The sequence below is a fragment of the Tsukamurella pseudospumae genome (assembly GCF_001575205.1).
Lineage (GTDB): Bacteria > Actinomycetota > Actinomycetes > Mycobacteriales > Mycobacteriaceae > Tsukamurella > Tsukamurella pseudospumae.
Genome location: NZ_LSRE01000034.1, coordinates 90363 through 114380 on the forward strand (window position 1 = coordinate 90363; position 24018 = coordinate 114380).

25 protein-coding genes are annotated in these 24018 nt (G+C 69.6%); 16 read left to right on the forward strand and 9 right to left on the reverse strand.

From position 1 onward, the window contains the following. Positions 1-100 precede the first annotated feature (100 nt). Entirely contained in the window at positions 101-2203 is a 2103-nt protein-coding gene (locus tag AXK61_RS16855; RefSeq protein WP_197466848.1) for an NHL repeat-containing protein, read from the forward strand. Positions 2204-2223: 20 nt separating this feature from the next. On the opposite strand, the gene AXK61_RS16860 is transcribed toward AXK61_RS16855, so the two are convergent. Beyond that, entirely contained in the window at positions 2224-2571 is a 348-nt protein-coding gene (locus AXK61_RS16860; RefSeq protein WP_068746425.1) for a DUF2000 domain-containing protein, read from the reverse strand. A gap of 51 nt (positions 2572-2622) precedes the next feature. Between AXK61_RS16860 and AXK61_RS16865 the strand changes: the two genes are divergently transcribed. From AXK61_RS16865 to AXK61_RS16890, 6 genes are all read left to right on the forward strand, one after another. After that, positions 2623-3426 carry a helix-turn-helix transcriptional regulator gene (locus AXK61_RS16865; RefSeq protein ID WP_068746426.1) on the forward strand — a complete coding sequence of 268 codons (804 nt, stop codon included), beginning with the start codon at positions 2623-2625 and terminating at the stop codon, positions 3424-3426. Between the two features lie 238 nt (positions 3427-3664). Next, positions 3665-4714: a recombinase RecA gene (recA, locus tag AXK61_RS16870; protein ID WP_068570532.1), complete on the forward strand. Its 1050-nt coding sequence runs from the start codon at positions 3665-3667 to the stop codon at positions 4712-4714. A gap of 6 nt (positions 4715-4720) precedes the next feature. Continuing rightward, positions 4721-5332, forward strand: coding sequence for a regulatory protein RecX (locus AXK61_RS16875; RefSeq protein WP_082789401.1), 612 nt, complete (start codon positions 4721-4723; stop codon positions 5330-5332). A 175-nt stretch (positions 5333-5507) separates the two neighbouring features. Next, complete coding sequence (locus tag AXK61_RS16880) at positions 5508-5876, forward strand: hypothetical protein (RefSeq protein WP_231855584.1); 369 nt, start codon at positions 5508-5510, stop codon at positions 5874-5876. Beyond that, complete coding sequence (locus tag AXK61_RS24495; RefSeq protein WP_082789402.1) at positions 5873-6460, forward strand: DUF3558 domain-containing protein; 588 nt, start codon at positions 5873-5875, stop codon at positions 6458-6460. Before AXK61_RS16880 ends, AXK61_RS24495 begins: the two co-directional genes overlap by 4 nt. A gap of 165 nt (positions 6461-6625) precedes the next feature. Further along, complete coding sequence (locus AXK61_RS16890; protein WP_068746429.1) at positions 6626-7000, forward strand: VOC family protein; 375 nt, start codon at positions 6626-6628, stop codon at positions 6998-7000. A gap of 2 nt (positions 7001-7002) precedes the next feature. Here AXK61_RS16890 and AXK61_RS16895 read toward each other — a convergent pair whose 3' ends face one another. From AXK61_RS16895 to AXK61_RS16915, 5 genes are read right to left on the reverse strand one after another with little or no spacing between them, the layout of a single operon-like run. Beyond that, entirely contained in the window at positions 7003-7971 is a 969-nt protein-coding gene (locus AXK61_RS16895) for a glutamate ABC transporter substrate-binding protein (RefSeq protein WP_068746430.1), read from the reverse strand. Positions 7972-7976: 5 nt separating this feature from the next. Beyond that, complete coding sequence (locus AXK61_RS16900; protein WP_068746431.1) at positions 7977-8924, reverse strand: amino acid ABC transporter permease; 948 nt, start codon at positions 8922-8924, stop codon at positions 7977-7979. Then, positions 8921-9595 (reverse strand): amino acid ABC transporter permease, encoded by a 675-nt coding sequence (locus AXK61_RS16905; RefSeq protein ID WP_068746432.1) that lies wholly within the window; start codon positions 9593-9595, stop codon positions 8921-8923. Before AXK61_RS16905 ends, AXK61_RS16900 begins: the two co-directional genes overlap by 4 nt. Positions 9596-9598: 3 nt before the next feature. Next, the gene (locus AXK61_RS16910) at positions 9599-10756 is read right to left on the reverse strand and encodes a transporter substrate-binding domain-containing protein (protein ID WP_068746433.1); all 1158 of its coding nucleotides are present in this window, start codon (positions 10754-10756) and stop codon (positions 9599-9601) included. 41 nt (positions 10757-10797) lie between these two features. Continuing rightward, the gene (locus AXK61_RS16915; RefSeq protein ID WP_068570645.1) at positions 10798-11526 is read right to left on the reverse strand and encodes an amino acid ABC transporter ATP-binding protein; all 729 of its coding nucleotides are present in this window, start codon (positions 11524-11526) and stop codon (positions 10798-10800) included. Positions 11527-11675: 149 nt separating this feature from the next. Between AXK61_RS16915 and miaB the strand changes: the two genes are divergently transcribed. Beyond that, positions 11676-13187 carry a tRNA (N6-isopentenyl adenosine(37)-C2)-methylthiotransferase MiaB gene (miaB, locus tag AXK61_RS16920; RefSeq protein ID WP_068746434.1) on the forward strand — a complete coding sequence of 504 codons (1512 nt, stop codon included), beginning with the start codon at positions 11676-11678 and terminating at the stop codon, positions 13185-13187. Between the two features lie 71 nt (positions 13188-13258). Then, the gene (locus tag AXK61_RS16925; protein ID WP_231855585.1) at positions 13259-13885 is read left to right on the forward strand and encodes an Rv2732c family membrane protein; all 627 of its coding nucleotides are present in this window, start codon (positions 13259-13261) and stop codon (positions 13883-13885) included. A gap of 130 nt (positions 13886-14015) precedes the next feature. Here AXK61_RS16925 and AXK61_RS16930 read toward each other — a convergent pair whose 3' ends face one another. Beyond that, positions 14016-15410: a DUF349 domain-containing protein gene (locus AXK61_RS16930; protein ID WP_082789404.1), complete on the reverse strand. Its 1395-nt coding sequence runs from the start codon at positions 15408-15410 to the stop codon at positions 14016-14018. 126 nt (positions 15411-15536) lie between these two features. Between AXK61_RS16930 and AXK61_RS16935 the strand changes: the two genes are divergently transcribed. The 5 genes from AXK61_RS16935 (at position 15537) to AXK61_RS16955 (ending at position 20129) form a co-directional block, all read left to right on the forward strand. After that, positions 15537-16169 carry a class III extradiol ring-cleavage dioxygenase family protein gene (locus AXK61_RS16935; protein WP_068570523.1) on the forward strand — a complete coding sequence of 211 codons (633 nt, stop codon included), beginning with the start codon at positions 15537-15539 and terminating at the stop codon, positions 16167-16169. Beyond that, positions 16166-17089, forward strand: coding sequence for a tRNA (adenosine(37)-N6)-dimethylallyltransferase MiaA (gene miaA / locus AXK61_RS16940; RefSeq protein ID WP_068746435.1), 924 nt, complete (start codon positions 16166-16168; stop codon positions 17087-17089). Before AXK61_RS16935 ends, miaA begins: the two co-directional genes overlap by 4 nt. 9 nt (positions 17090-17098) lie before the next feature. Continuing rightward, positions 17099-17974, forward strand: coding sequence for a diaminopimelate epimerase (gene dapF / locus AXK61_RS16945; protein WP_068746436.1), 876 nt, complete (start codon positions 17099-17101; stop codon positions 17972-17974). A 64-nt stretch (positions 17975-18038) separates the two neighbouring features. Next, positions 18039-19457 carry a GTPase HflX gene (gene hflX / locus AXK61_RS16950; RefSeq protein ID WP_068570520.1) on the forward strand — a complete coding sequence of 473 codons (1419 nt, stop codon included), beginning with the start codon at positions 18039-18041 and terminating at the stop codon, positions 19455-19457. Between the two features lie 18 nt (positions 19458-19475). Then, a complete protein-coding gene (locus AXK61_RS16955) occupies positions 19476-20129 on the forward strand; it encodes a DUF1345 domain-containing protein (protein WP_068746437.1) in 654 nt (217 codons plus the stop codon). Here the strand turns inward: AXK61_RS16955 and AXK61_RS16960 are convergent. Continuing rightward, on the reverse strand, positions 20126-20746 hold the full coding sequence (locus AXK61_RS16960) for a QsdR family transcriptional regulator (protein ID WP_156485725.1): 621 nt from the start codon (positions 20744-20746) through the stop codon (positions 20126-20128). The two genes, AXK61_RS16955 and AXK61_RS16960, sit on opposite strands and share 4 nt — an antisense overlap. Before the next feature lie 50 nt (positions 20747-20796). Here AXK61_RS16960 and AXK61_RS16965 point away from each other — a divergent pair, with 50 nt between their 5' ends. Continuing rightward, the gene (locus AXK61_RS16965; protein WP_068746439.1) at positions 20797-22029 is read left to right on the forward strand and encodes an acyl-CoA dehydrogenase family protein; all 1233 of its coding nucleotides are present in this window, start codon (positions 20797-20799) and stop codon (positions 22027-22029) included. Next, on the forward strand, positions 22030-23178 hold the full coding sequence (locus AXK61_RS16970; protein ID WP_068746440.1) for an acyl-CoA dehydrogenase family protein: 1149 nt from the start codon (positions 22030-22032) through the stop codon (positions 23176-23178). On the opposite strand, the gene AXK61_RS16975 is transcribed toward AXK61_RS16970, so the two are convergent. Further along, positions 23175-24014: a LysR family transcriptional regulator gene (locus AXK61_RS16975; protein WP_068746441.1), complete on the reverse strand. Its 840-nt coding sequence runs from the start codon at positions 24012-24014 to the stop codon at positions 23175-23177. The genes AXK61_RS16970 and AXK61_RS16975 overlap by 4 nt on opposite strands. Positions 24015-24018 lie beyond the last annotated feature (4 nt).

A 24018-nucleotide genomic window follows, 5' to 3' on the forward strand; every position in this document is an offset into this window, starting at 1 on the left:
AGTTCCCTGTTCGACGGTGGCCGTCCCTCGTTTCCGAGGGGCGGCCACCGTCGTTCTGGGCGTGGTTCCGCGCGGGTGCCGAAACGATTAGATTGCAAGAATGCATTCTGTGGGGGATCGTGACGTGCCGGTGGAACCGGGTCCGCCGGCTGCGCGTGAGGGTCGTGCGACGTCGGACGTCGTGGCCGCGGCGCTGTGCTTCGTCATGGCGATCGGTGGTGTCCTGACCGTCGCTCTGAACGTCGTCGCGAAGTCGCTCGTCGACAGCTCGGTCTCCGATGTCGGAGACCGACTCCCCGAAGACGCGCGGGCCGCGATCGGTGAGCTGAGCACGCTGAACGTGGTCAACGCTGTGCTGGCGGTGGTGATCGCGGTCGGGTTCGTGACCGGCGGGGTCGTGTTGCTGCGCCGGAAGCCCGTGGGGCGCGCGATCATCGCGGTGACCTGCGCGGTGCAGGTGCTCGCGGTCATCGCGATGTACGTACTCAGTAGTCGCGTGTGGGATCGGATCCACACGGCGATGCAGGACGTGACGTCCGTCGAGGTCACCGACGTCGGTTCGGGTATCGGAAGCGTCATCGCGCGATGCCTCTTCGCGGTGGTGATCGTGCTCCTGGCGTACTGGGTGGTGATCCGGCCCCCGTCGAAGACCGCGGCTCCGGCAAACGACGCGTTGGCCACTGGCGTGGCCCTTCCGCCGCCGTCCGGCGGCGCGGCGATCGCCGCGTCGGTGCTGAGCTTCGTCGGCGCGCTGCCCTTCGCGGTGACGACCGTAGCCGGCGTGGTGGGCGGATTGTCCGACGATCACGTCGTCTCCGCTGTCGGGGCAGTTCTTTCTGCGCTGGTGACCGTGGGGCTCGTCCTCGGCGGGGTCATGCTCCTTCGTCGGCGGCACGCGGGCAGGATCGTCATCGTCGTGTCGTGGTCGGTGGTGATCCTGCTGATGGTCGGTCTCGCGTATGCGGTCACGCGGATTTCGAGTCATCCGGCGAGGGCGCTGGGGCGGATCTCACTCGTGGTCGGGCCCATCGCCGTCTTCGGTGTGGCGGCGATCGTGCTCGCTCTTGTGGTGTCCACGGGCCGGTGGTGCGACGCGCGGCGGGCAGTGACGATCACGGCACCGGTGGGCCCGGCTCTCGCTGCGGAGCCCAGAACTCTTGAGTCGAGCGTTCCCGCGGTGAATGCAGTGGACGAGGCCGGCATTCCCGAAGTTGGTACTGCCCCGCCGTGGTGGCGGAGGGGGTGGGTCATCGCATCAGGCTCCGCCGCGGTCGTGGTCGTTCTCGTCGTGGTCGGGGTCCTCGCGTTCACAGGTTCGCAGGGGACGCCGGGAAGAGCTGCTGTGCAGCCGGGGAAAGTCCACACCTTCGGTCCTCAGATCGGTCTGCCGTTCCCCAAGGAATCGGTCGACGAGCTCCCGCAGAGCATTGCGGTCGATCAGTCGGGGACCGTCTATCTCTCCTACTTGATGATCGGTCAGAGAGGGAAAACGTTGCCGGCCGTTGTGCGTTCGCTCGCGCCTGGCGCTAGTGCCTCGGTGGTCCTGCCGTTCACAGGTCTTCCCGAGACGGTTCCGTCGGATATCGCGGTCGACCGGGCGGGCACGGTGTACCTCGTGGATCGAAAGTCCGCGTACGTGCTCCGCAAAGGGGCATCGCGAGCCGAGAAGCTTCGATTCGGAAATGATGTGCGGCCGCAGGATGTGCAGGCGCGTGGGGTTGCGGTCGATGATTCCGGAACGGTCTATGTCGGCGACGGCAGCCGCGCCGAGGGCGGCGTCACGGTGTTCCGCGCGGGCGTGACGGAGCCGACGCACCTTCCGTTCGACGGACGGGGAATCCAACACTTGGCGGCCGGGCCGAACGGCACCGTCTACGCCGCATACGGCCGCGACCAGGGATTCCGAGTGATGTCGTTGGAACCCGGAGCTGCGAAACCGACTCCGCTGCCCTTCACGGATATCAGTGAAATCAAGGGCATGGCGGTGGATCGGGACGGCACGGTGTACGTCGCGGACGATGCGACCGATGGAAAGGGGCGGATCCTGGCGCTGCCGGCGCGCGGCACCGTGCAGACGGTTCTGCGACCGACCTCTCCTACCGGGGTGTTCGTCCAAGGAGTCGCCGTCGACGGTGCGGGGAACGTGTACGCCTACGGGAGCTTCTTCACGGACAAGGTCATCAAGCTCCCCGTGACGGGGTGACTGCTGAGCGGTCGATGCGATCACGGGTGCATGTGCGCGCCTTTGAGGATGTGGTCCACCGCGTTCCTGGGGCCGTGCACGGCCGTCCCGACGAGGTCGAGACCGGCGCGGTGCACCGCACGGACGACGGCTCGTTCGTGCGCGCTGCGGAGGTTCTCCGTCGAGCCCTCGAACACCAGGACGGGCTGGCGGAACAGTGGGAGGTACTCGGTGCCGTCGGCGTCGGCGTAGGGCTCGCCGATCAGTTCCGGTGTCGCCGTTGCGATGCCGCTGACGAGGAAGGCCGTGACGTTCAGTCGCTGCCAGGTGGCCAGGTCGTCGCGGAGCAGCACCGCGATCTTGGTGTCGAATCGGATCGTCTCGGTCATGCCTCCAGCGTCGCCGCCGTCAAGGGCCGGAGTCTTGTACATACTTGATGGATGTCCGCGGAGACGAGCGTCGCGTGGCGGCCCGGCGTCGAGGGGATCGCCGAGGTCTTCCGCGCGCACTTCGAGGCGCACGCCTACCCGATGCACACGCACGAGGTCTGGACCCTGCTCACGGTCGATCGTGGCCGCATCGGCTACGAACTCGACGGTGAGCGCTGCGATTCGTCGACGCGGTCGGTGACGCTGCTGCCGCCGCACGTCGCGCACGACGGCCACAGCCTGACCTCGGGCGGGTTCGACAAGCGCGTGATCTACCTGGAGGCGGGGGTGCTGCGTGGGATCGGCCGCGCCGTCGGCAGGCCCACTCTGCTCGACGGGCCGCTGCGGCAGCGGGTCGATCGGCTCAACCGCGCGCTCGCGGCGCCGGGTGAGGAGTTCGAAGCGGCGAGCCGGTTGGCGCTGATCGTCGAACGACTGCAGTGGCACCTCGACGGGAATCCCGAGTCGGCGCGAGCGCCGCGGAACCGATCCGTCGCGCACTCCCTGCGCGAGCTGCTCGACGGCCGCGTCCGCGACGGGATCACACTGGAGGAGGCGGGACGTACGCTCCACGTGGACCCGACGCACCTGGTCCGGGAGTTCTCCCGCGAGTTCGGGCTGCCGCCGCACCGGTACCTCATCGGGCGGCGGGTCGAGGTGGCGCGGCGGATGCTGTTGGCCGGCGGGGCGCCGGCGGAGGTCTCGGTGGAGGCGGGCTTCCACGACCAGTCGCACCTCAACCGTCACTTCAAGTCGATGGTCGGGACGACCCCCGGGCGCTTCGTCCTGACTGGCGGAACCGCAGCTCGGAGGTGATCGTCTCCCTGTCTTCGACGCCGTGTGCGGTCCCCGGCGGCGTGTCGCGCGTTCGATACTTGCTTCGAACGGTCGTTCGCCTATAGTCGGTGGTGTTCGACGCGAGAGCGAGCCGGCAGGGCGCGCATCCGATGGGGATGCGAAAACTTGTCAGTGGGTCCCTCTAACGTCCGTGGCAACTGAAGAACCCAGCGCCGGCAGCGTCTTCCCCGCTCCGGCCCGAAGGACGGAGAGTCCCATGGCACCTGCGGCACCGGATCGCGACAAGGCCCTCGAGCTGGCCCTCGCGCAGATCGACAAGAACTACGGCAAGGGTTCCGTCATGCGCCTCGGAGACGAGGTGCGTCAGCCCATCGCGGTGATCCCCACCGGCTCCATCGCGCTGGACGTGGCGCTGGGTATCGGCGGCCTGCCGCGCGGCCGCGTCATCGAGATCTATGGCCCGGAGTCCTCGGGTAAGACCACGGTGGCGCTGCACGCGGTCGCGGAGGCGCAGGCCAACGGCGGCATCGCGGCGTTCATCGATGCGGAGCACGCTCTCGATCCCGATTACGCCGCGAAGCTGGGTGTCGATACCGATGCCCTGCTGGTCTCGCAGCCGGATACGGGTGAGCAGGCGCTCGAGATCGCCGACATGCTGATCCGCTCCGGCGCGCTCGACATCATCGTCATCGACTCGGTGGCGGCCCTGGTGCCCAAGGCCGAGATCGAGGGCGAGATGGGCGATAGCCACGTCGGCCTGCAGGCCCGCCTCATGAGCCAGGCGCTCCGCAAGATGACGGGCGCGCTGAACAACTCGGGCACCACCGCGATCTTCATCAACCAGCTGCGCGAGAAGATCGGCGTCATGTTCGGCTCGCCCGAGACCACCACGGGTGGTAAGGCGCTGAAGTTCTACTCGTCGGTGCGTCTGGACGTGCGCCGCATCGAGACCCTCAAGGACGGCACCGACGCGGTCGGTAACCGTACTCGCGTCAAGGTCGTCAAGAACAAGGTCTCGCCGCCGTTCAAGCAGGCCGAGTTCGACATCATCTACGGCCAGGGCATCAGCCGCGAGGGCTCGATCATCGATATGGGCGTCAACGAGGGCTTCATCCGCAAGTCGGGCTCCTGGTACACCTACGACGGTGACCAGCTGGGCCAGGGCAAGGAGAACGCCCGCAAGTTCCTGCTCGAGAACCCCGACGTCCGCGACGAGATCGAGAAGCGGATCAAGGAGAAGCTCGGCGTAGGTGCGGACATCACCGTCGATGCCGACGAGATCGCGCCGGCGCCCGTCGACTTCTAGGCCGCGATGTCCGACTACTCGGACGACGAGGTCGTGTCCCGGGGCCGTCGGCGAGGTCGTCGACGGTCCACGGACGACGGTGACGGGGAACCGCGGCGGCAGAGGGAGGTCGAACAGGACCCGGCGAAGCGCGAGGCGCTCGCCCGGGACCTGATCTACCGAGCGCTGGGCATGCGGGACCATTCCCGGGCGGAGTTGCGGGCGAAGCTCGCCAAGAAGGGGTTCGACGAGGAGCTCACCGAGCGGATGCTCGACAAGTTCGTCGCCGCGGGCCTCATCAACGACGCTGCGTTCGCGGAGCGGTGGGTGCAGTCGCGGCATCAGTTCTCCGGCCGCGGCCGGCGTGCGCTGGCGCAGGAGCTGCGCAGCAAGGGCGTCGGCGCGGAGGAGGCATCAGCGGCCCTCGACACCGTCAGTCGCGAGGACGAGCGGGAACGGGCCGCAGAGCTGGTGGAGCGCAAGCTCGCTCGCGTTGAGGTCCCGGAAGACCGGGCGGAGCGCGACAAGCTCACGCAGCGGCTGGTCGGGATGCTCGGCCGCCGTGGCTACCATCCGTCGCTCGCCATGTCGGTGGTACTGGACGCCGTCCGCGAGAAGGCCGACGCCGACCGCGGCTGAGGCCGTGCGAAGAGACCAGGGGAGTGATCCCCAGCGAAGTGAAGCCCTCGGAGATCACTCCGGGGGCTTCGCTGCGTGATGAGCTGGGAACCGATCGTCGACTTGGTGCGTCCAATTCATAGAGACGTCTGTGCGGACGGTTCGACAGCAAGGGGATGCCATGGCGGGCGGGGAAATGACCGAGCTCATCGAGGCTGCGCGGGAGGGGATCAACGATCGTCCCTCGATGGTGTCCGACGGGAATCCGCAGGAGGAGTTGGCTCGGGCACTCGAGCGGCACGCTGATCGGCTCATCGAGGCCGCGAGGGACGTGTACAACGTGGGAACCCAGAATTTCCTCGGTCCGACCGTAGAAGGCGAGGCGGCCACCTACAACATTCGACTCGGCGTTGTCGACCATGAGCGATCAATACGCAACACCTTCGTCGCCCAGGCTGCCGAGGCCCGTTCGATGGCAGAGTCATACCGCGAGATCGGCCGCTGGATCCTACGCACCGAGGGTGCGAGCGAAGAGCAGATCAACCGGGTGATTGGACACTCATGAAGTCGGTTGCGTTGGCCCTGGCGCTGGCCGTCGCTGTCGTCGGGAGTGGATGCAGCGTCACGATCCCAGGCGATCCCGTCGCGGGTGGAGCATCCCGCACGTCGCCTAAACCCTTGCCATTTACACCGACGATCAAGGACCGCACGAACGATCGCACCGACGGCACTAGTTTTGAACCCTGTACTGCATATGCCGACGATGAGCTACGCGCGCTCAACATTGATCCCAGCACGATCCGCGACGCTGCCAAGGTGGACTCCGCGAATTACCGTGGCTGCCATTGGCGAGACAAGGCTTACACCCTTTCTCGAGGCGGATTGGGGTACTCGCAGATCGTCGGCCGGGAGATGACGCTCGAAGAGTACAAGCGCTACATGGCGACCCTTCGTTGGCAGACCGATCGCACTGTTCGCGGTAGGTCCCTCGCTGTGGCGGCGGAGAACGATAACTGCCTCGCGGTGTTCCGGTCGGAAGAATCGATCGTTGCGACGATCGCATCGTCGACCAATCCCTCCCCGGGCAACGTGATCGAGTGCGATCGCGCCGTCGCGTTCGCCTCGCTGGCGATCAGCAAGGCACCGTGACCGAGGCTCGACCTGGGGGATCGGCAGCGGGTATGGTCGCTCGCATGACTGCCGGAACGGCCTCGGGCCACGCACAGATGGGTGATCCGGCGAACGGTTGACGGCGCGGTCACCACCGGGCGGGTACGGACGAACACCTCACCGAACCCACCCGAAGGAGATTCCATGTCAGCACGTTTCAACCACACCATCGTCTTCGCGACGAACAGCGAGGAATCGGCGGCGTTCTACCGCGACTACCTCGAGGCGAAGCCCATCGAGTCCTGGGGCCCGTTCACCAATCTCGAGATCGAGGACGGTGTTCTCCTGCAGATCGCGGCGCCGCCGATCGACATCCAACCGCAGCACTACGCGTTCCTGCTCGACGACGAGCATTTCGATCGGGCGTACGCGCTCATCACCGAGCGCGGCGTGGACCACGCCGCGGATCCGTTCTGGAAGGAGCCGGGCCGCATCAACCACGGCCACGGCGGCCGCGGGGTCTACGTCCGCGACCCCGCGGGCCACGGCATCGAGTTGCTCACGAGTCCGTACCTCTGAGCTCAGCGAGCGGCGCAGGGGGAGTTCGTCGCGGAGAGGAACGAGAGGTCGCCGATCCGGGCGAGCGACTCCCCGGCGCCGCCGTCTCGGTCGAGGGTGCGCGCGGCTTCCTCATCGCCGACCGCGCGCCGGAGCGACCGTTCCCATTCGCCGCTCTCGAACATCGTCCGCAGGGCCGCGTTGACGGCGTCGCGGGCCGCGGAATCGTCGCGGCCGAGCCCGATGCCGTAGCGCTCGACCGCGAACGGTGCGCCGGCGGTCCGCAGCCGCCCGTCGATGCAGCTGTCCTTGGGCACGCTCATGTCGACGAGCCGGAAGGCGGTGGGTCGCTGCGCGGCGAAGCCGGCCAGGATCACCTCGTCGGTCGTCACAGCATCGACGTTCTTGCGCGCCAACGCGTCCACGCACGCCGAATAGGTGTCGAACTCGACGAGCCGTACACCGGGGAGCAGGGTCTTCACCGCACGAGCCGATGTCGACCCGGCGACCGAGCACAGAGACCGATCGCGACCCAGGTCCGAGACGGTGCTGATCGCCGACTCGTCGCGCCGCACGAGCAGTCCCTGCCGGGTCACGAGGTACGGACCGGCGAAACCGACCGCACCGGCGCGGGCACCGTCGATCGAGTACGAGGCGACGACGGCGTCCACTTCGCCGTTGTCGATGAGCTGCTCGCGCTGCGACGACGGCGTCTCGCGCCAGGTGATCCTCGGTTCGGTCTTGCCGCGAGTCGCGGCCACCGTTCGGATCACGTACCGCGCCACGTCGATGTCGAAGCCGGACAGCGCACCGTCGGACCCGCGCAGCCCGAGCCCGGGCTGGTCGACCTTCACCCCGATGAGCACGACACCGTCGTCGATCGAGGACAGCAGATTCCGCGGTGACGGCCCCGAACACGCGCAGAGCGCGGCCACGAGCACCGTCACCAGTGCCGTGGCCGCGCTCCGACGCGCGGCGGATCTCGGGAGCACGGCGGTCAGTCGCCGTAGTCCTGTCGCAGATCCTTGTGCTTCGGGTCGGGATGCGTGGTCTCCAGGACCTCCTTGGACATGAGCCCCGGCTCGGGCATTGGGAGCGGCGCGTCCACGATCAGCTTCTTCTTGCGTCCCTCGCGCAGGTTCTTCTCGATGTTCGAGGCAAGTGCGGAGAGGGCGAAGTTGATGGCGATCATGATGATCGCCACCATGATCAGCGAGGGGATCACATTGCCCCACTCGTTACCGGCCTGGATGCCGGACTTGACCACCTCGACGTAGCCGATCGTGTAGCCGAGAGCGCTGTCCTTGAGCGCGATCACCATCTGCGAGATCAGCGCGGGGAGCATCGCGGCCACGGCCTGCGGGAGCAGGATCAGCCGCATGGTCTGCGACTTGCGCAGGCCCAACGCCTTCGCGGCCTCGAACTGGCCCGTCGGCAGCGAGTTGATGCCGGAGCGGAGGATCTCGGCGATCACCGAGCCGTTGTACAGCGTCAGGCCGAAGACCACGGCGAAGAATGCCATGTAGTCGGAGTTGAAGACGTGGTATGTGCCGAAGACGATGTACAGGAAGGTGATCAGGATCAGCACCGGGATGGCTCGGAAGAACTCGACCAGCGCTCCGGTCACCCACCGCACGGAGCGGTGGTCCGAGAGGCGACCGATGCCGAGGAATGCGCCCATGATCATCGCCAGGATGATCGAGGCGATCGCGGCCTTGAACGTGCCCCACAGGCCCGGGAGGATGTACGTGCCCCAGTAGTTCTTGTTGACGAAGGGCTCGAGCTTTTCCTGCTCGAACTGCCCGTTGCCAGCGAGCACGGTGACGATCCACGCGAGGATCGCGACGATCACGACAACGAAGACCAGCGCGATGATGTTGTTGCGTATGCGGGCCTTGGGGCCCGGGGCGTCGTAGAGGACCGTCGAGGTCGACTTGGCACTCATCGCTTCACCGCCAGTCGCTTCGCGAAGTAGCCGAACACGGCACCCTCCAACAGAGTGATGATCATGAAGCCCGCCGCGAAGATTAGGAAGATCGGGATCAGCTGGTCACTGTGTAGTTCCTGCTGTTCCTTCATCAGCAACGCCGCCTCGCCGACGCCGATGATCGAGGCGATCGTGGTGTTCTTCGTGAGCGCGATGAGGACGCTGCCCATCGGGGCGATGACGGCGCGGCCGGCCTGCGGCAGCACGATCAGTCCGAAGACCTGGGTGAAGTTCAGTCCCAGTGAGCGTGCGGCTTCGGCCTGGCCGAGCGGCACGGTGTTGAAGCCAGACCGCAGGGTCTCACAGACGAAGGTCGCTGTGTAGGCCACGAAGCCGACCACTGCGAGCCAGAAGTTGTTGTTGTCCGTGAAGTTCGCGTTATCGGGGGCGAGCGCGAGGCCCATGTTCTGGTACAGGCCGAGCGACAGGAACAAGACGATGAGCGTCAGTGGCGTGTTGCGGACGATGTTGACGTACCAGGTGCCGAACATCCGCATGGCCGGAACGGGGGAGACCCGCATACCCGCCAGGATCGTGCCCCAGATGGTCGCGCCGATGGCGGACCAGAACGTCAACTTGATCGTCACCCAGAACGCCGGCCACAGCTGTGGCCCGAGGTCTTCCCACATGTTCTACGCACCTACCTTCGTGCACTGCGCCTGCGGATCGGTCTTGGGTACCGTCACGCTCTTACCGTCCACGGTGATCTTGACGTTTCCGTTCGTGTCGGGCAGCAGCCAGGACTGGTCTCCGGGGATCGCGATGAGGACCGATTTCGGCTTGCCACCGCCGACGGGCCGCCCCTGGTCGATCATCGTGTCCGCGTACTCGCCGAGGTTCTTGCGCAGCGCGGTGAACAACTCGTTGCCGGGATTCGCGTAGGCGAGCTCGGTGTACTTGCTGACCAGTGCTGCAGGGACCACGCAGGTCGGTCGCGCCGGGATCGCCTCCGCATCGTAAGCGGCAGCCGCTTCGTCGCCGAGCATCATCTGGCGCAGCGCCTTGTTCGCCTCGCGGAGCGCGTCGGTGTCGCCCTTGCGCAGGCCGATGCCGTACCGCTCGGTGGAGAACTGGTCGCCCCTCTTCTTCTCCGTCTTCGCGCCCGTGCTGCTGGTCAGGGTCACGTCCTTCGGGTAGGTCATCGGGACGATGTCGAATTCCCCGGGGTACTTGGCCTGGAAGCCGGCGAGGATCGTGGCGTCAGTGGTGAGCGCGTCCAGCACGCCGCGGCGCACGCCCTCGACGCAGGATGCGTACCCGTCGTACTGCTGCAGCTGGACGTTTGGCAGCGCGGCCTTGACGTTGATCGCCGAGGTGGAGCCCGACACCGAGCACAGCTTGCGGCCCGAGTTGAGGTCCTCGAGGCTGCGGATCGGGTTGGACGTCGTCTTACTGACCAGCAGTGCCTGGTAGGTGGTCAGGTACGGTCCGGCGAAGTCGACCTTCTTGGCGCGCGCCGCGCTGATCGAGTAGGTCGCGGCGATCATGTCGACCTCGCCGTTCTCGATCATCCTCTCTCGCAGGGGAGACGGGGTCTCCTTCCAGGTGATCTTCGGGGCGGCCCAGCCGTTGTTCTTCGCGATCTGATTGACGACGAACTCGGAGACGGCCACATCGGAGCCGGAGTGGGACTTGTCCGGGTTCCGATTGGCGAGGCCGGGCTGGTCGTACTTGGTGCCGAGTACCACTTCACCGCTCTTGATGGAGGTCAGCAGGCTGCGCGGAGTGGTCGTGCCGCACGCGGCGACGAGGGGGAGCGTGACGGCGACTGCGGCTGCGGCGGCGATCACGACCCGCCACCGTCGTGGCCTCGTAGCGATAGGTGATGTCATCAGTGCCCCAGGATCTTGCCGAGGAAGTCCTTCGCCCGGTCGGACTTCGGCGCGGTGAAGAAGGACTCGGGGTCGGTGTCCTCGACGATCTGGCCGTCCGCGAGGAACAGGATCCGGTCCGCGGCTTTACGGGCGAAGCCCATCTCGTGGGTCACACAGACCATCGTCATGCCGTCCTTGGCGAGGCCGACCATGACGTCGAGGACCTCGTTGACCATCTCGGGGTCGAGCGCCGAGGTCGGCTCGTCGAACAGCATGACCTTCGGCCCCATCGCGAGCGCGCGGGCGATCGCCACGCGCTGCTGCTGACCGCCGGACAGCTGGGCGGGGTACTTGTCCTTCTGCGCGACGATGCCCACGCGGTCGAGGAGCTCGAGCGCCCGCTTCTCCGCGTCGGCCTTGTTCATCTTGCGGACCTTGAGCGGGCCCAGCGTCACGTTGTCGAGGATCGTCTTGTGGGCGAAGAGGTTGAACGACTGGAACACCATGCCGACCTCGGCGCGGAGGTTCGCCAGGCCCCGCCCCTCGGAGGGGAGTAGCGCACCGTCGATCTTGATGGTGCCGGAGTCGATGGGCTCGAGCCGGTTGATGGTCCGGCACAGTGTGGATTTGCCGGACCCCGACGGGCCCAGCATGACCACGACCTGACCCTTCGGGACGGTGAGGTTGATGTCCTTGAGCACGTGCAGGGCGCCGAAGTGTTTGTCGACGGACTCGATCTCGATCATCGGGACCGCGCCGGTGGGCCCGGTCGCTGCGGGAGTAGTCATGGGGACGACCCTATGTTCGGTCAGGTTTCGTCCGCGTAAAGTCCGCAGTATTGGTATCGGAAATCTACCTTCGGGGCCGGATTTGCGGTCGCCGATACCCTGGAGGGGTGATCGACGCAGCTCCCGCCAGCCGAACGTACGAGGTCCGCACCTACGGGTGTCAGATGAACGTGCACGATTCCGAGCGCCTCTCGGGCCTGCTCGAGGACGCCGGCTACGTGCGCGCGGACGGCGGCGAGCAGGCCGATCTGGTGGTGTTCAACACCTGCGCGGTCCGTGAGAACGCCGACAACAAGCTCTACGGCAACCTCAGTCACCTGGCGCCGATCAAGAAGGAGCGCCCGGGGATGCAGATCGCCGTCGGCGGCTGCCTGGCCCAGAAGGACCGCGGCACCGTCGTGAAGAAGGCGCCGTGGGTCGACGTGGTGTTCGGCACCCACAACATCGGCTCGCTCCCGACGCTGCTCGAGCGCGCGCGACACAACGAGAAGGCCGAGGTCGAGATCAAGGAGGCGCTCGACGCCTTCCCGTCGACGCTGCCCGCCCGCCGCGAGAGCGCGTATGCCGGATGGGTCTCCATCTCGGTCGGCTGCAACAACACCTGCACCTTCTGCATCGTGCCGAGCCTGCGCGGCAAGGAGGTCGACCGCCGCCCGGGTGACATCCTCGCCGAGGTGCAGGCCCTCGTCGACCAGGGCGTCTCCGAGGTCACCCTGCTCGGCCAGAACGTCAATGCCTACGGCGTCAACTTCGCCGACCCCGAGCTCGGCCGCGACAGGGGCGCCTTCGCCGACCTGCTCCGCGCCTGCGGCCGCATCGAGGGACTCGAGCGCGTGCGGTTCACCAGCCCGCACCCGGCCGAGTTCACCGACGACGTGATCGACGCGATGGCCGAGACCCCGAACATCTGCCCGCAGCTGCACATGCCGCTGCAGTCGGGATCCGATCGCGTGCTCAAGGAGATGCGGCGCAGCTACCGCAGCACGAAGTTCCTCGGCATCCTCGATCGCGTCCGCGAGAAGATCCCGCACGCCGCCATCACCACCGACATCATCGTCGGCTTCCCGGGGGAGACCGAGGAGGACTTCCAGGCGACCCTCGACGTGGTCGAGAAGGCCCGCTTCTCCAGCGCCTTCACCTTCCAGTACTCGATCCGCCCCGGCACCCCCGCCGCGGATCTTCCCGACCAGCTGCCGAAGGCGGTCGTACAGGAGCGGTACATGCGGCTGATCGAGCTCCAGGAGCGGATCACCCTGGAGGAGAATCAGAAGCAGGTGGGGCGCACCGTCGAGCTCCTCGTGGCGCTCGGGGAGGGCCGCAAGGACGCGGAGACCAAGCGCATGTCCGGACGCGCCCGCGACGGCCGGCTCGTGCACTTCACCGGGCGGGAGGGCATCCGCCCCGGCGACGTCGTCGAGGTCGAGATCACCGGCGCGGCCCCGCACCACCTGGTCGCCGACGCCGGCGTGCTCACCCATCGCCGGACCCGCGCGGGCGACAACGTCGAGGCGGAGATCACCCCCGTGACGGCCCCCGTCGGGGTCGGCCTCGGACTGCCGCCCGTGGGCCGCCCCGAGGCCGCGTCCGCGCCGGCCCAGTCGGGCTGCTCGACCTGCTGACCCGCTGTCCGACGGTGCGCTACGACGACCTGTAGGAGACAAGTCCGGGCACGGGGTGGACAATGGACCCCATGAACGCGGACAGCGAGAACCCCCGGAGCGCCGACGAGCTGGACGGCCTGCGCACGCAGGTCGAGTCGGTCGAACGCAAGCTCGCCGGCGAGTTCCAGGTCGGTCCGCGCATCCTAGTCGCCGCGATCGCGGTGGTCGTGGTGATCGGCTCCCTCGCGCTCCCGCACACCGGATCGGTCACGGGCATCGAGATCATCACCGGTGACCCGCACATCCAGGGCAGCTCGCTGGTGATCGTCTCGAAGATCTTCGTCTGGCTCGAGGTGCTGTTCGGCGTCTTCGCCTCCGGCGCTGCGCTCCTCACCCGCCGCTGGGTGCTCGCGGTGATCGCGGGCGCGGGCAGCGGCGTCGCCGTGGTCTTCGGCCTGCTGTCGGTGTGGTCCCGGCAGACCAACGGTCTGCACGGCGAGCCGCCGAGCGGCGCGGGCATCGGCCTCTACCTGGGCTGGCTGGCGATGGTCGTGCTCGCCGTCGTCTGGATCAAGACGATCTGGGCCCGCTCGCCGTTCCAGCTCGCGGCCGAGCAGGACCGACGGGACGCCGCGCAGGAGTGGGAGGACTTCGCACGGTCCAACCGCATCGGCAATCGCGCGCCGCGAGTGCAGCGCCCTACCGACGAGGCGTAGCCACCCGTCGACGCAGAACCGCCCGGCGGATCGCCGGGCGGTTCTGCGTTTCGTCGTGTCGGGCCGGGGTCAGCGGTTCTCGACCGCGCCCTCCGCCGCGTCCGGCTCTCCTTCCCGCGACCGCGGTGGGTCAGCGGTTCTCGACCGCGCCCTCCGCCGCGTCCGCCCACTCGCGCCACTGGCTGGCCTGCTCGCGCAGCCGCACCGCGTCCTTGGTCTTGCCGGCCTTCTCGGCCTTCTCCGCCTGGTCCTCGAACTGCGCGACGCGGTCGCGGAACTGCGCCGCGCGGGCCGTCGCCTCGGGGTCGGTGCGCCGCCACTGGGTGTCGTCGGCGGCCTTGATCTTCTTCTCCAGCGCGCGGATGCCCGCCTCGAGCGAGCCCATCTGCTCGCGCGGGACCTTGCCGATCGCCTCCCACTTGTCCTGCAGCTCGCGCAGCGCGGACTTCTGGGCGGCGAGGTTCGCCGCGGACTCGATCCGCGGGGTGTACTCGTCGAGCAGCGCCTTCTTGGCCTTGCCGTTCTCGCCGAACTCCGCGTCCCGCTCGTCGGCGGCGGCGTTGCGCGCCGAGAAGAATTCGTCCTGGATGCCCTTGAACCGTGCCCACAGCGCGTCATCGGTGTCGCGCGGCGCGCGGCCGGCGGCCTTCCACTTGGCGAGCAGGTCGCGGAACTTCGCGGAGGTCTCGCCCCACGCGGTGTCGTTCTTGAGCTTCTCGGCCTCGGCGATCAGCTCCTCCTTGCGCGCCTTCGCGCCGGCGCGCTCCCGGTCGAGCTCGGCGAAGTGCGCGCCACGCCGCTTGTTGAAGGCGTCGCGCGCCTTCGAGTAGCGCTTCCACAGCGCGTCGTCGGTCTTGCGGTCGACGCCCTTGATCGTCTTCCACTCGTCGAGCAGCGCCCGCATCCGGTCGCCCGCGGTCTTCCACTGGGTGGCGTCGGCGGCGATCGTCTCGGCCTCGGCGGCGAGCGCCTCCTTGCGGGCGATGCCCTCGGATCGGCTCTTCTCGCGGTCGGCCTGCGCGGTCACGATCGCGGTGTCGGCGCCGGTCAGAAGCGCGCCGACGCGGGCGGCCAGACCGTCGAGATCGCCGACCACGGCCGCGGTCGGCAGCGTGTCCGCCACCTGCTGCGCCGCCGCGCGGACCTTCTTCGGGTCGCTCGTGCCGCTGGCCAGGCGCTCCTCGAGCACCTCGACCTCGGTCGCGAGTTCGTCGTACTTGCGGCCGTAGTGCGCGAGCCCCTCGGCGCCCTCGCCGGCCTGCCACGATCCGACGGCGCGCTCGCCCGCGGAGGTGATCACGTAGACGGTGCCGTCCGCGTCGACCCGGCCGTGCTTGCTCGGGTCCGAGGCGGGGTGCACGCGCGGTGCCTGCGCCGCCGCGGGGGCGTGCGGGCGCGGACCACCGGGCCGCGGGCCGGGGTGGGGCCCCGGATGCGGCTTGGGGCCGGGCCGGGCGCCCGGGGTGGGCTTCGGAGCGGCGTTCTCGATCGGAGTGGTCTCGGCGATCGGGTCGTTCTCGGCCACGGGGTTCCCCTTCGTCTGCGCCGCGCGTCACGGCTGCCGTCGTCATGGACCCGCGCCGTACGCGGACCCTTCGATCCATTGAAGCACTCCGCGGGCCCGTCGGCGCGATCGATTAGCGTTCTTCTCGTGCACTCGTCCCAGCGTCACCGGCCCGTCGTCGTGATCCCCGGCGCCCCGCTGCTCGTTCCCGAGCTGGTCGGGCTACCCGGCGACCCCGATGCGGACCGTCTGCGGGAGCGCGTCCTCGCGGCCGGGTACTGGCTCGGCGAGCGCGCACGCACCTGGCGTGTCGTCGGTGCCGAGCCGCTGACCAGGGTCGACGGTGCCGACGTGCCCGCTTCCGGGACCTTCGTCGGATTCGGTGCGGACGTGCTCGTGACGACTGCGCCCGGCGCACCGTCGAACGACCTGCCGCCGAGCCCCGACCTGCCGCTCCCGCTGCTCATCGCCGCATGGCTGCGGGGGAGTGCGGCACCGTCGGCGCGGATCGTCGCCGCGGACGACGAGGCAGAGGGCCTGCTGTTCGTGCTCGACGGTCCGAACACGCTGACCGCCCGCGCGCCCGGCGGCCACCGTCCCGAGGACGAGGCCGTCTTCGACGCCCAGGTCGCGGCCGTGACGGGCGGCGCACCGTCGGACGGGCTCGACGGTGCCTGGCGCACCCTCGCGGAGGCCGTGGACGGCCGCGCCGACGTGCTCTACCGGGGTGCGCCCTTCGGCGTCGGCTACCTGGTCGCGACCGGCGGCGGAGCCGAGTGAGCGCCGCGAGACCCGTCGCCGTCGTCGGACCCACCGCCACCGGCAAGTCCGACCTCGCGCTCGACCTCGCGCAGCGCCTCGACGGCGAGATCATCAACATCGACGCCATGCAGATGTACCGCGGCATGGACATCGGCACGGCGAAGCTGCCGGTCGCCGAGCGCCGGGGCATCGAACACCACCAGCTCGACGTGCTGGAGGTGACCGAGACCGCCACCGTCGCCGCCTACCAGGAGCGGGCCCGGGCGGACGTCGAGGCGCTGCTCGTGGCCGGCCGGACCCCGGTGATCGTCGGCGGCTCGATGATGTACGTCCAGGCCCTCCTCGACGAGTGGAGTTTCCCCGCGACCGACCCGGACGTGCGCGCCCGGTTCGAGGATCGGTTGGCCGAGGTCGGACCGCTCGTTCTGCACCGCGAGCTCGCGGCCCTCGATCCCGCGGCCGGCGCGAAGATCCTCACCACCGACGGCCGCCGGATCGTCCGGGCACTCGAGGTCGTGACGATCACCGGCGAGCCCTTCGCGGCGTCGGCGCCGCAGATCGGGCCCGCCCGCTGGGACACCACGATCGTCGCGCTGGACCGCGACACCGAGCAGCTCGACGCTCGCATCGACCTGCGCACCCGCCTGATGTTCGAGGGCGGTCTCGTCGACGAGGTCCGCGCCCTCGAGGCCCGGGGACTCCGCGACGGCGTGACCGCGTCCCGGGCGATCGGGTACGCGCAGGTCCTCGCCGCCCTCGACGGCGAGTACGACCTCGACCACGCCCGTGAGCTGACCTTCATCGGCACGCGCCGCTACGTCCGGCGGCAACGGTCCTGGTTCCGGCGCGACCCGCGCGTGACCTGGCTCGACGGCGCCGCCCCCGACCTGCTCGACGGGGCCCTGGCCGCGCACGCCGCCCCGCCGTGGCGCCCGTAGACTGGCGGCATGGGCGTGACGGGTGCGGTCGACTTCCTCAAGGGGCACGGCACGGAGAACGACTTCGTGATCCTGCCGGATCCGGGCGTCGACATCGACCTCGTGCCGGAGCTGGTGGCGGCGCTGTGCGACCGCCGGGCCGGGATCGGCGCCGACGGCGTGCTGCGCGTCGCCCGCGCCGGTGATCTGCTCGACGCGGGCGTCCTCGACGCGCTGCCCGACGGAGTGTCCCGCGAGGACTGGTTCATGGACTACCGCAATGCCGACGGCTCCATCGCCGAGATGTGCGGCAACGGCGTTCGCGTATTCGCGCACTTCCTCGCAGCGTCGGCGCTGGTCGCCGGTGACGAGTTCGTCGTCGGCTCGCGGGCGGGCGCCAAGCCCGTGCGCGTGCACCACGCGGATCCCGAGGCGGCGGAGGTCTCCGTCTCGATGGGTGTGCCGCGGGTCTTCGGCACGTCCTCCGCGGGGGTCGACGGGCGGGATCTGGCGGGCATCGCCGTCGACGTGGGCAACCCGCACATCGCGTGCGTCGTGCCCGGGCTCACCGAGGAGGACCTCGCGGCCCTCGACGTGGCGAGCCCGCCTACTTTCGACCACGGCCTGTTCCCGCACGGCACGAACGTCGAGGTCCTGACCCCGCTGCACGACGGTGCCGTGCACATGCGGGTGCACGAGCGCGGCTCCGGGGAGACCCGGTCCTGCGGGACGGGCACCGTCGCCGCCGCGGTCGCCGCACTGCGCGCCGCGGGCGCCGAGACCGGGGAGGTGGACGTGCACGTGCCCGGCGGGGTCGTGACCGTCACCGTCGAGGCCGACGGTGCCGTGCTCCGCGGGCCCAGCCGCATCGTCGCCTCCGGGACGGCGCGCCTCTCCGCGCTCTGAGCGGTTTCGCCCTGCGAAAACTCGCGTGACCCGCGTCGCCCCGACGTGCGAGAATGGGTCCCATATGACACAGACAGACACCTGGGAACCGACCGACGCGCAGCAGCCGACCGTCGGTGAACTCCAACTCCAGGAGCGGTCCTCGCTCCGCCGCGTCGTCGGCCTCTCCACCGAGCTCGACGATGTCACCGAGGTCGAGTACCGGCAGTTGCGCCTCGAGCAGGTCGTGCTCGTCGGTGTGTGGACCGAGGGGTCCGCCGCGGAGGCGGACTCGTCGCTCGCCGAGCTGAAGGCCCTCGCCGAGACCGCGGGCTCCGTCGTCCTCGACGGCGTGGTCCAGCGTCGCGACCGTCCCGACCCGGCCACCTACATCGGCTCGGGCAAGGCGCACGAGCTGCGCGAGGTCGTCCTCGCCACGGGCGCCGACACGGTGATCTGCGACGGCGAGCTCACGCCCGCGCAGCTCAACGCACTGGAGAAGGTGGTGAAGGTCAAGGTCATCGACCGCACGGCCCTGATCCTCGACATCTTCGCCCAGCACGCCACCTCCCGCGAGGGCAAGGCGCAGGTCAGCCTCGCGCAGATGGAGTACATGCTGCCGCGGCTGCGCGGCTGGGGTGAGGCGCTGTCCCGGCAGGCCGGCGGCCGCGCCGGCAGCAACGGCGGCGTGGGCCTGCGCGGCCCGGGCGAGACGAAGATCGAGACCGACCGTCGCCGGATCCGCGAGCGGATGGCCAAGCTGCGCCGGGAGATCAAGGGCATGAAGCAGGCCCGCGACACCAAGCGCGGGCAGCGCCGCCGCTCCGGCGTGCCGTCGGTGGCCATCGCTGGGTACACCAACGCGGGCAAGTCGAGCCTGCTCAACGCGCTCACCGACGCCGGCGTGCTGGTCCAGAACGCGCTGTTCGCGACTCTCGACCCGACCACCCGGCAGAGCACGCTGGCCGACGGTCGCGACGTGGTCTTCACCGACACCGTCGGGTTCGTGCGGCACCTGCCCACCCAGCTCGTCGAGGCCTTCCGCTCCACGCTGGAGGAGGTGGTCGACGCCGACCTGCTCCTGCACGTGGTGGACGGCAGCGACCCCATGCCGCAGCGCCAGATCGACGCGGTGCGGCACGTGCTCCGCGAGGTCGCGGGCGAGCGGGAGGCGACGCTGCCGCGGGAACTCCTGGTGGTCAACAAGATCGATGCCGCCGACCCGATGGTGCTCGCGCAGCTGCGCGTCGCGTTGCCGGGGGCGGTGTTCGTCTCCGCGCACACCCGTGAGGGCATCGCGGAGCTGCTCGACGCGCTGACGGGGCTGATCACCGCGGGGGATGTCGAGGTGGCCGCGCTACTGCCGTACGAGCGGGGCGACCTGGTCGCCCGGATCCACGCCGAGGGCACGGTGGTCAGTGCGGATCACGAGGCCGACGGTACGCGGATCGTCGCGCGGGTGCCCGGCGCGCTCGCGGGGCTGCTGGCCCGCTTCGCGCAGTAGTCGCGCACAATCGAGACCATGACTCGTCGGGCCCCAGGGCCATTGCTGTCCGTCTCCGCGCGCGCGGGGATCGCGCTGGTCGTCGGTGCGATCGCCGCGGTGATCGTGGGCGCGCTGCTCGACGGCACTCTCGGCGTCCTGGTCGGGATCGGTGCGGCCGCAGCGGTGTTCGTGGTCACGGGGTGGGCGATGCTCTGGCCCCTCGGCGCCGAGGCGACGCGGGCGACGGTGCAGCGGGAGAACTTCCGGCCGCGTGTCGCCGAGCTCGCCGTCGCGGTGATCGCGCTGAGCGGCCTCGTCGCCATCGTGGCGCTCCTCGTCGTGGGCAAGTCCGCGAACAAGGACGCCGGTGCCGCCGCCGCGTTGTTCGCGGCGTTCGCGGTGTGGGCCGCGCTGCACCTGACCTACGCGACGCAGTACGCGGCGGAGTACTACGGCGATCCCGGTGACCAAGCCGGTGGGATCGACTGGAACGCCGACATCGCGCCCGCGTACCGCGACTTCTTCTACTTCAGTTACAACCTCGGCATGACCTATCAGGTCTCCGACACGTCCGTCTCGTCGCCGACGATCCGCAGCCTGGTGCTGCGCCAGTGCCTGCTGTCGTACGCCTTCGGCACGCTGATCCTGGCCACCGCGATCAACCTGGTCGTGGGCATCGTCTCCGGCTAATCCGCGGCCTCGCGGCCGGACGGTCCGCGGCTGGAGGCGTCGCGGCCGGAGGCGCCGTCGAGGAGCAGTGCGACGAGGGCCGTCGCGGTGTCGGGCTGCGGCGGCGTGCCGATGATCATGTCCGACCACAGGAAGGACTCGGCGAGCCGCACGATCGCGTAGGCCAGGTCGGCCCGGGTGACGTCCCGCGCACCGTCGGGCTGTGGGATCGCGAGGTCCGTCAGCCAGGCCGCCACCCATGCGATGAGCCGCTCCTGCACCACGCTGCCGGGAGCCTGCAGGACCCGCATCGCGAATTCCGGTTCCTCCGCGGCGAATCCGGTGAGCGGGGGATAGGCACGGACCTCGTGCGCCAGGCGCCCGAAGGACCGGAGGAAGGCCGCGCGGTCGCGCACGGGCTCCGTGGATTCGACGCGCTCGATCGCCTGGGCGATACCGAGCCAGACCGCCTCGCCGACCACCTGTTCCCGCCCCTCGAACCAGCGGTACAGCGTGGCCCGGCCGATGCCGCTGGCCTTCGCCAGCTGCCCCAGGTCCACCCGGCGGCCTTCGCGGAACCACTCGGCCGCGCGACGGATCACGGCGGACTGGTTGTCAGGACGCGATGGATGAGACATACTCCTATTTTGTCTCGCTAGAGCGAGGGTGTCAACGAGGGGAATCCCGGATGGATGTGACGTTCACGGCGGCCGAAGAGGCGTTCCGCGACGAGGTGCGGGCGTTCCTGGACGAGCACCTCACCGACGATCTGCGCGCCGCGGGCGACCTCGCCACCAGCGTGTACTCGGACCACGAGGCGAGCCTGCAGTGGCAGGCGATCCTGCACGAGCGGGGCTGGGCCGCGCCGGCGTGGCCCGTCGAGTGGGGCGGTTGCGACTGGACGGTGGCACAGCACTACATCTTCGCCCGCGAGTCCGTGCTCGCCGGTGCGCCCTTCCTGTCGCCGATGGGGATCCGGATGGTGGCGCACGCGATCGTGAAGTTCGGCACCGAGGAGCAGAAGCGCTTCTTCCTGCCGGGGATCCTCGACGCGTCGGTGTTCTTCTGCCAGGGCTACTCCGAGCCCGAGTCGGGCTCCGACCTCGCGTCACTGGCGATGCGCGCGGAGTCCGACGGCGACGATCTCGTCCTCACCGGTTCGAAGATCTGGACCACTCACGCCCGGGAGGCGAACTGGATGTTCGCGCTGGTGCGCACCTCGAAGCAGGAGCGCAAGCAGCAGGGCATCACCTTCCTGCTGCTCGACATGACGGTGCCCGGCATCGAGATCCAGCCCCTCGTCATGGCCTCCGGCGAGGAGGTGCAGAACGTCGTCTTCTTCGACAAGGTGCGCGTACCGAAGGCCAACGTGCTCGGGACGATCGACGAGGGCTGGACCGTCGCCAAGTACCTCCTCGAGTTCGAACGCGGGGGCGGCGCGTCCGCACCGTGGCTGCAGGTCTCGCTGGACCGGCTCGCCGAACGAGCGACGACGGTGCCCGGGCGGGGCGGCCGCCCGCTCGCGGAGGACGACGACTTCCGGCTCGGCCTCGCCGAGCTGCGCGCCCGCGTCGACGTGCTCGAGATCCTCGAGCACCGCTCGCTCGCCGTGCTGGCCGAGGGCGGCAACCCGGGCCCGGCATCGTCGATGCTCAAGATCCTGGGCACCGAACTGAGCCAGGCGGTCACCGAGTTCGTGCACAAGAGCGCGGGGCCGCGCGGCCGCGTCTACCAGCCGCACGTCACCCGGCCCGGCGGTCCGGTGGTCGAGTACCTGCCGCCGGCGGGCGGCGCGCACAGCGGCGACCTCTGGCAGGCCGTGGCGCCGCTGCGCTACTTCAACGATCGTGCGGGCTCGATCTACGCGGGCTCCAACGAGATTCAACGGAACATCCTGGCGAAAGCGGCATTGGGGCTGTAGATGGACTTCACACTCACCGACGAACAGAGCATGCTGCGCGACGCCGTGCGGTCCTACCTCGCGGGTCGGTACCCGCTGGTCGAATCGCGGAGCGCCGCACGGTCCGAGGCCGGCTGGCAACCCGCGGTCTGGGAGGCATTCGCTTCCGACCTGGGGATTCTCGCCGCGACGCTGCCCGAGTCCGTGGGCGGCCTCGGCGGAGGGCCCGAGGAGATGATGGTGATCGCCGAGGAACTCGGCCGCGCCCTCGTGGTGGAGCCGTACACCGGCACGGTCGTGGTGGGCGCCGCCCTGCTCCGTGGCTCCGGTGGTCCGGCCGCCGACGCCGTGCTGTCGGCCGTCGCCGCGGGTGACGCCCGGATCGCGGTCGCCCTCACCGAACCCGAGTCGGGGCGCGAGCCCTGGGACGTGCAGGCCACCGCGGTCCGCGACGGCGACGGCTACGTGCTGTCCGGCGCCAAGATCGTGGTCGCCGACCTCCCGCTCGCGACCCACCTGATCGTGGTCGCGCGGACCACGGGGGACCGGCTCGACCGGGAGGGGCTCTCGCTGTTCCTGGTCGAGTTCGACCCGCAGGCGCCGCCCGCCGGGGCCGACGCCCGGTACTTCCGCACGATCGACGACCATCACACGGGTGACCTGGTGCTCACGGACGTCCGCGTGCCCGCAGCGGCGCTGCTCGGTGCCGAGGGGCGGGCCTGGGAGCTCGTCGAACGCGCCCTGGACGACGGTGCCGCAGCCGTCTGCAGCGAGGCGGTCGGCATCATGCGCCGGGTGCTCGAGGAGACCGTCGAGTACACCCGCAACCGTCGCCAGTTCGGCGTGCCGATCGGCTCCTTCCAGGCGCTGCAGCACCGGATGGTCGACATGGCGCTGGAGGTGGAGCAGTCCGTGGCCGCGGCCTACCTGGCCGTGCTCAACCTGGACGCCGAGCCGCGGGTGCGCGGGCGGGCAGTGTCCGCGGCGAAGATCACGATCGCCCGGGCGGCGCGGTTCGTCGGCCAGAACGCGGTGCAGCTGCACGGCGGCATGGGGCTCACCGAGGAACTCGCGATCGGTCACTGCTTCAAGCGGCTCACCGTGATCGAGACCGAGTTCGGTTCCGCCACCGACCATCTGCACCGGTACGCCGAGGCGGTCGGCGGCTAGCCGGCGGCCGTCAGCGTCGCGGCGCCGCGTCGCACGGCAGCGCGGACGGCCGGCGGCACGCGCGGCCCGACGGTGACCGCGAGCGTGATCGCGGGGATGGCGGGAAGCGCGTCGACGGGGACGAGTCCGTCGGTCGCGTCGATCGCGGGCAGCAGGGTCGCGCCGATGCCGCTGCGGGCGGCGGAGTAGAGCCCGGCGAGGTTCGCGGCCTCGACGGCGATCGCGTAGTCGATCCCCGACCGCCGCAGCGCTGCCGTCGCGGGGGAGCGGAGGACGCACGGTTCGTCGAAGAGCAGGACCGGGACCGTGCCCTCGGGGACGGCCCATTCGCGCGCCGCGTACCAGTGGAGGGGGATCGGCCCGACGGCGTCGGGGTGGTCCGCCGCGGCGAGGAACACCGATACGTCGGCGAGCCCGTGCTCCACGGCGTTCGCGACCTGCGCGCTGCGATCGAAGCGGAAGTGCGCCGCCCAGCCGCCCGGCAGGGTGCCGAAGGCCTTGCTCAGCGCGGGGATGAGACGGTCGGCGCCGTGTTCCGTTGCCGCGACGGACAGCGTCCTGGTGGTCGGCGACGACAGCTCGTGGACGGCGGCGTCGTGCGCGTCGAGGATCGTCTGGGCGTGTGCCAAGAGGCGAGAGCCGTGGTCGGTGAACCGGACGCCCCGACCGGCCTTCTCCACGATCGTCCCGCCGGTCGACTTCTCCAGCCGCCGGAGGTGCGCGCTCACCGTCGACTGCGTCAGGTGCAGTGCTTCGGCGGCGCGGTGGACCCCGCCGCACCGCGCGATCGCGACGACGCTGCGCAGCGGGACGATGTCGAGGATCGGTGTGGACATGACC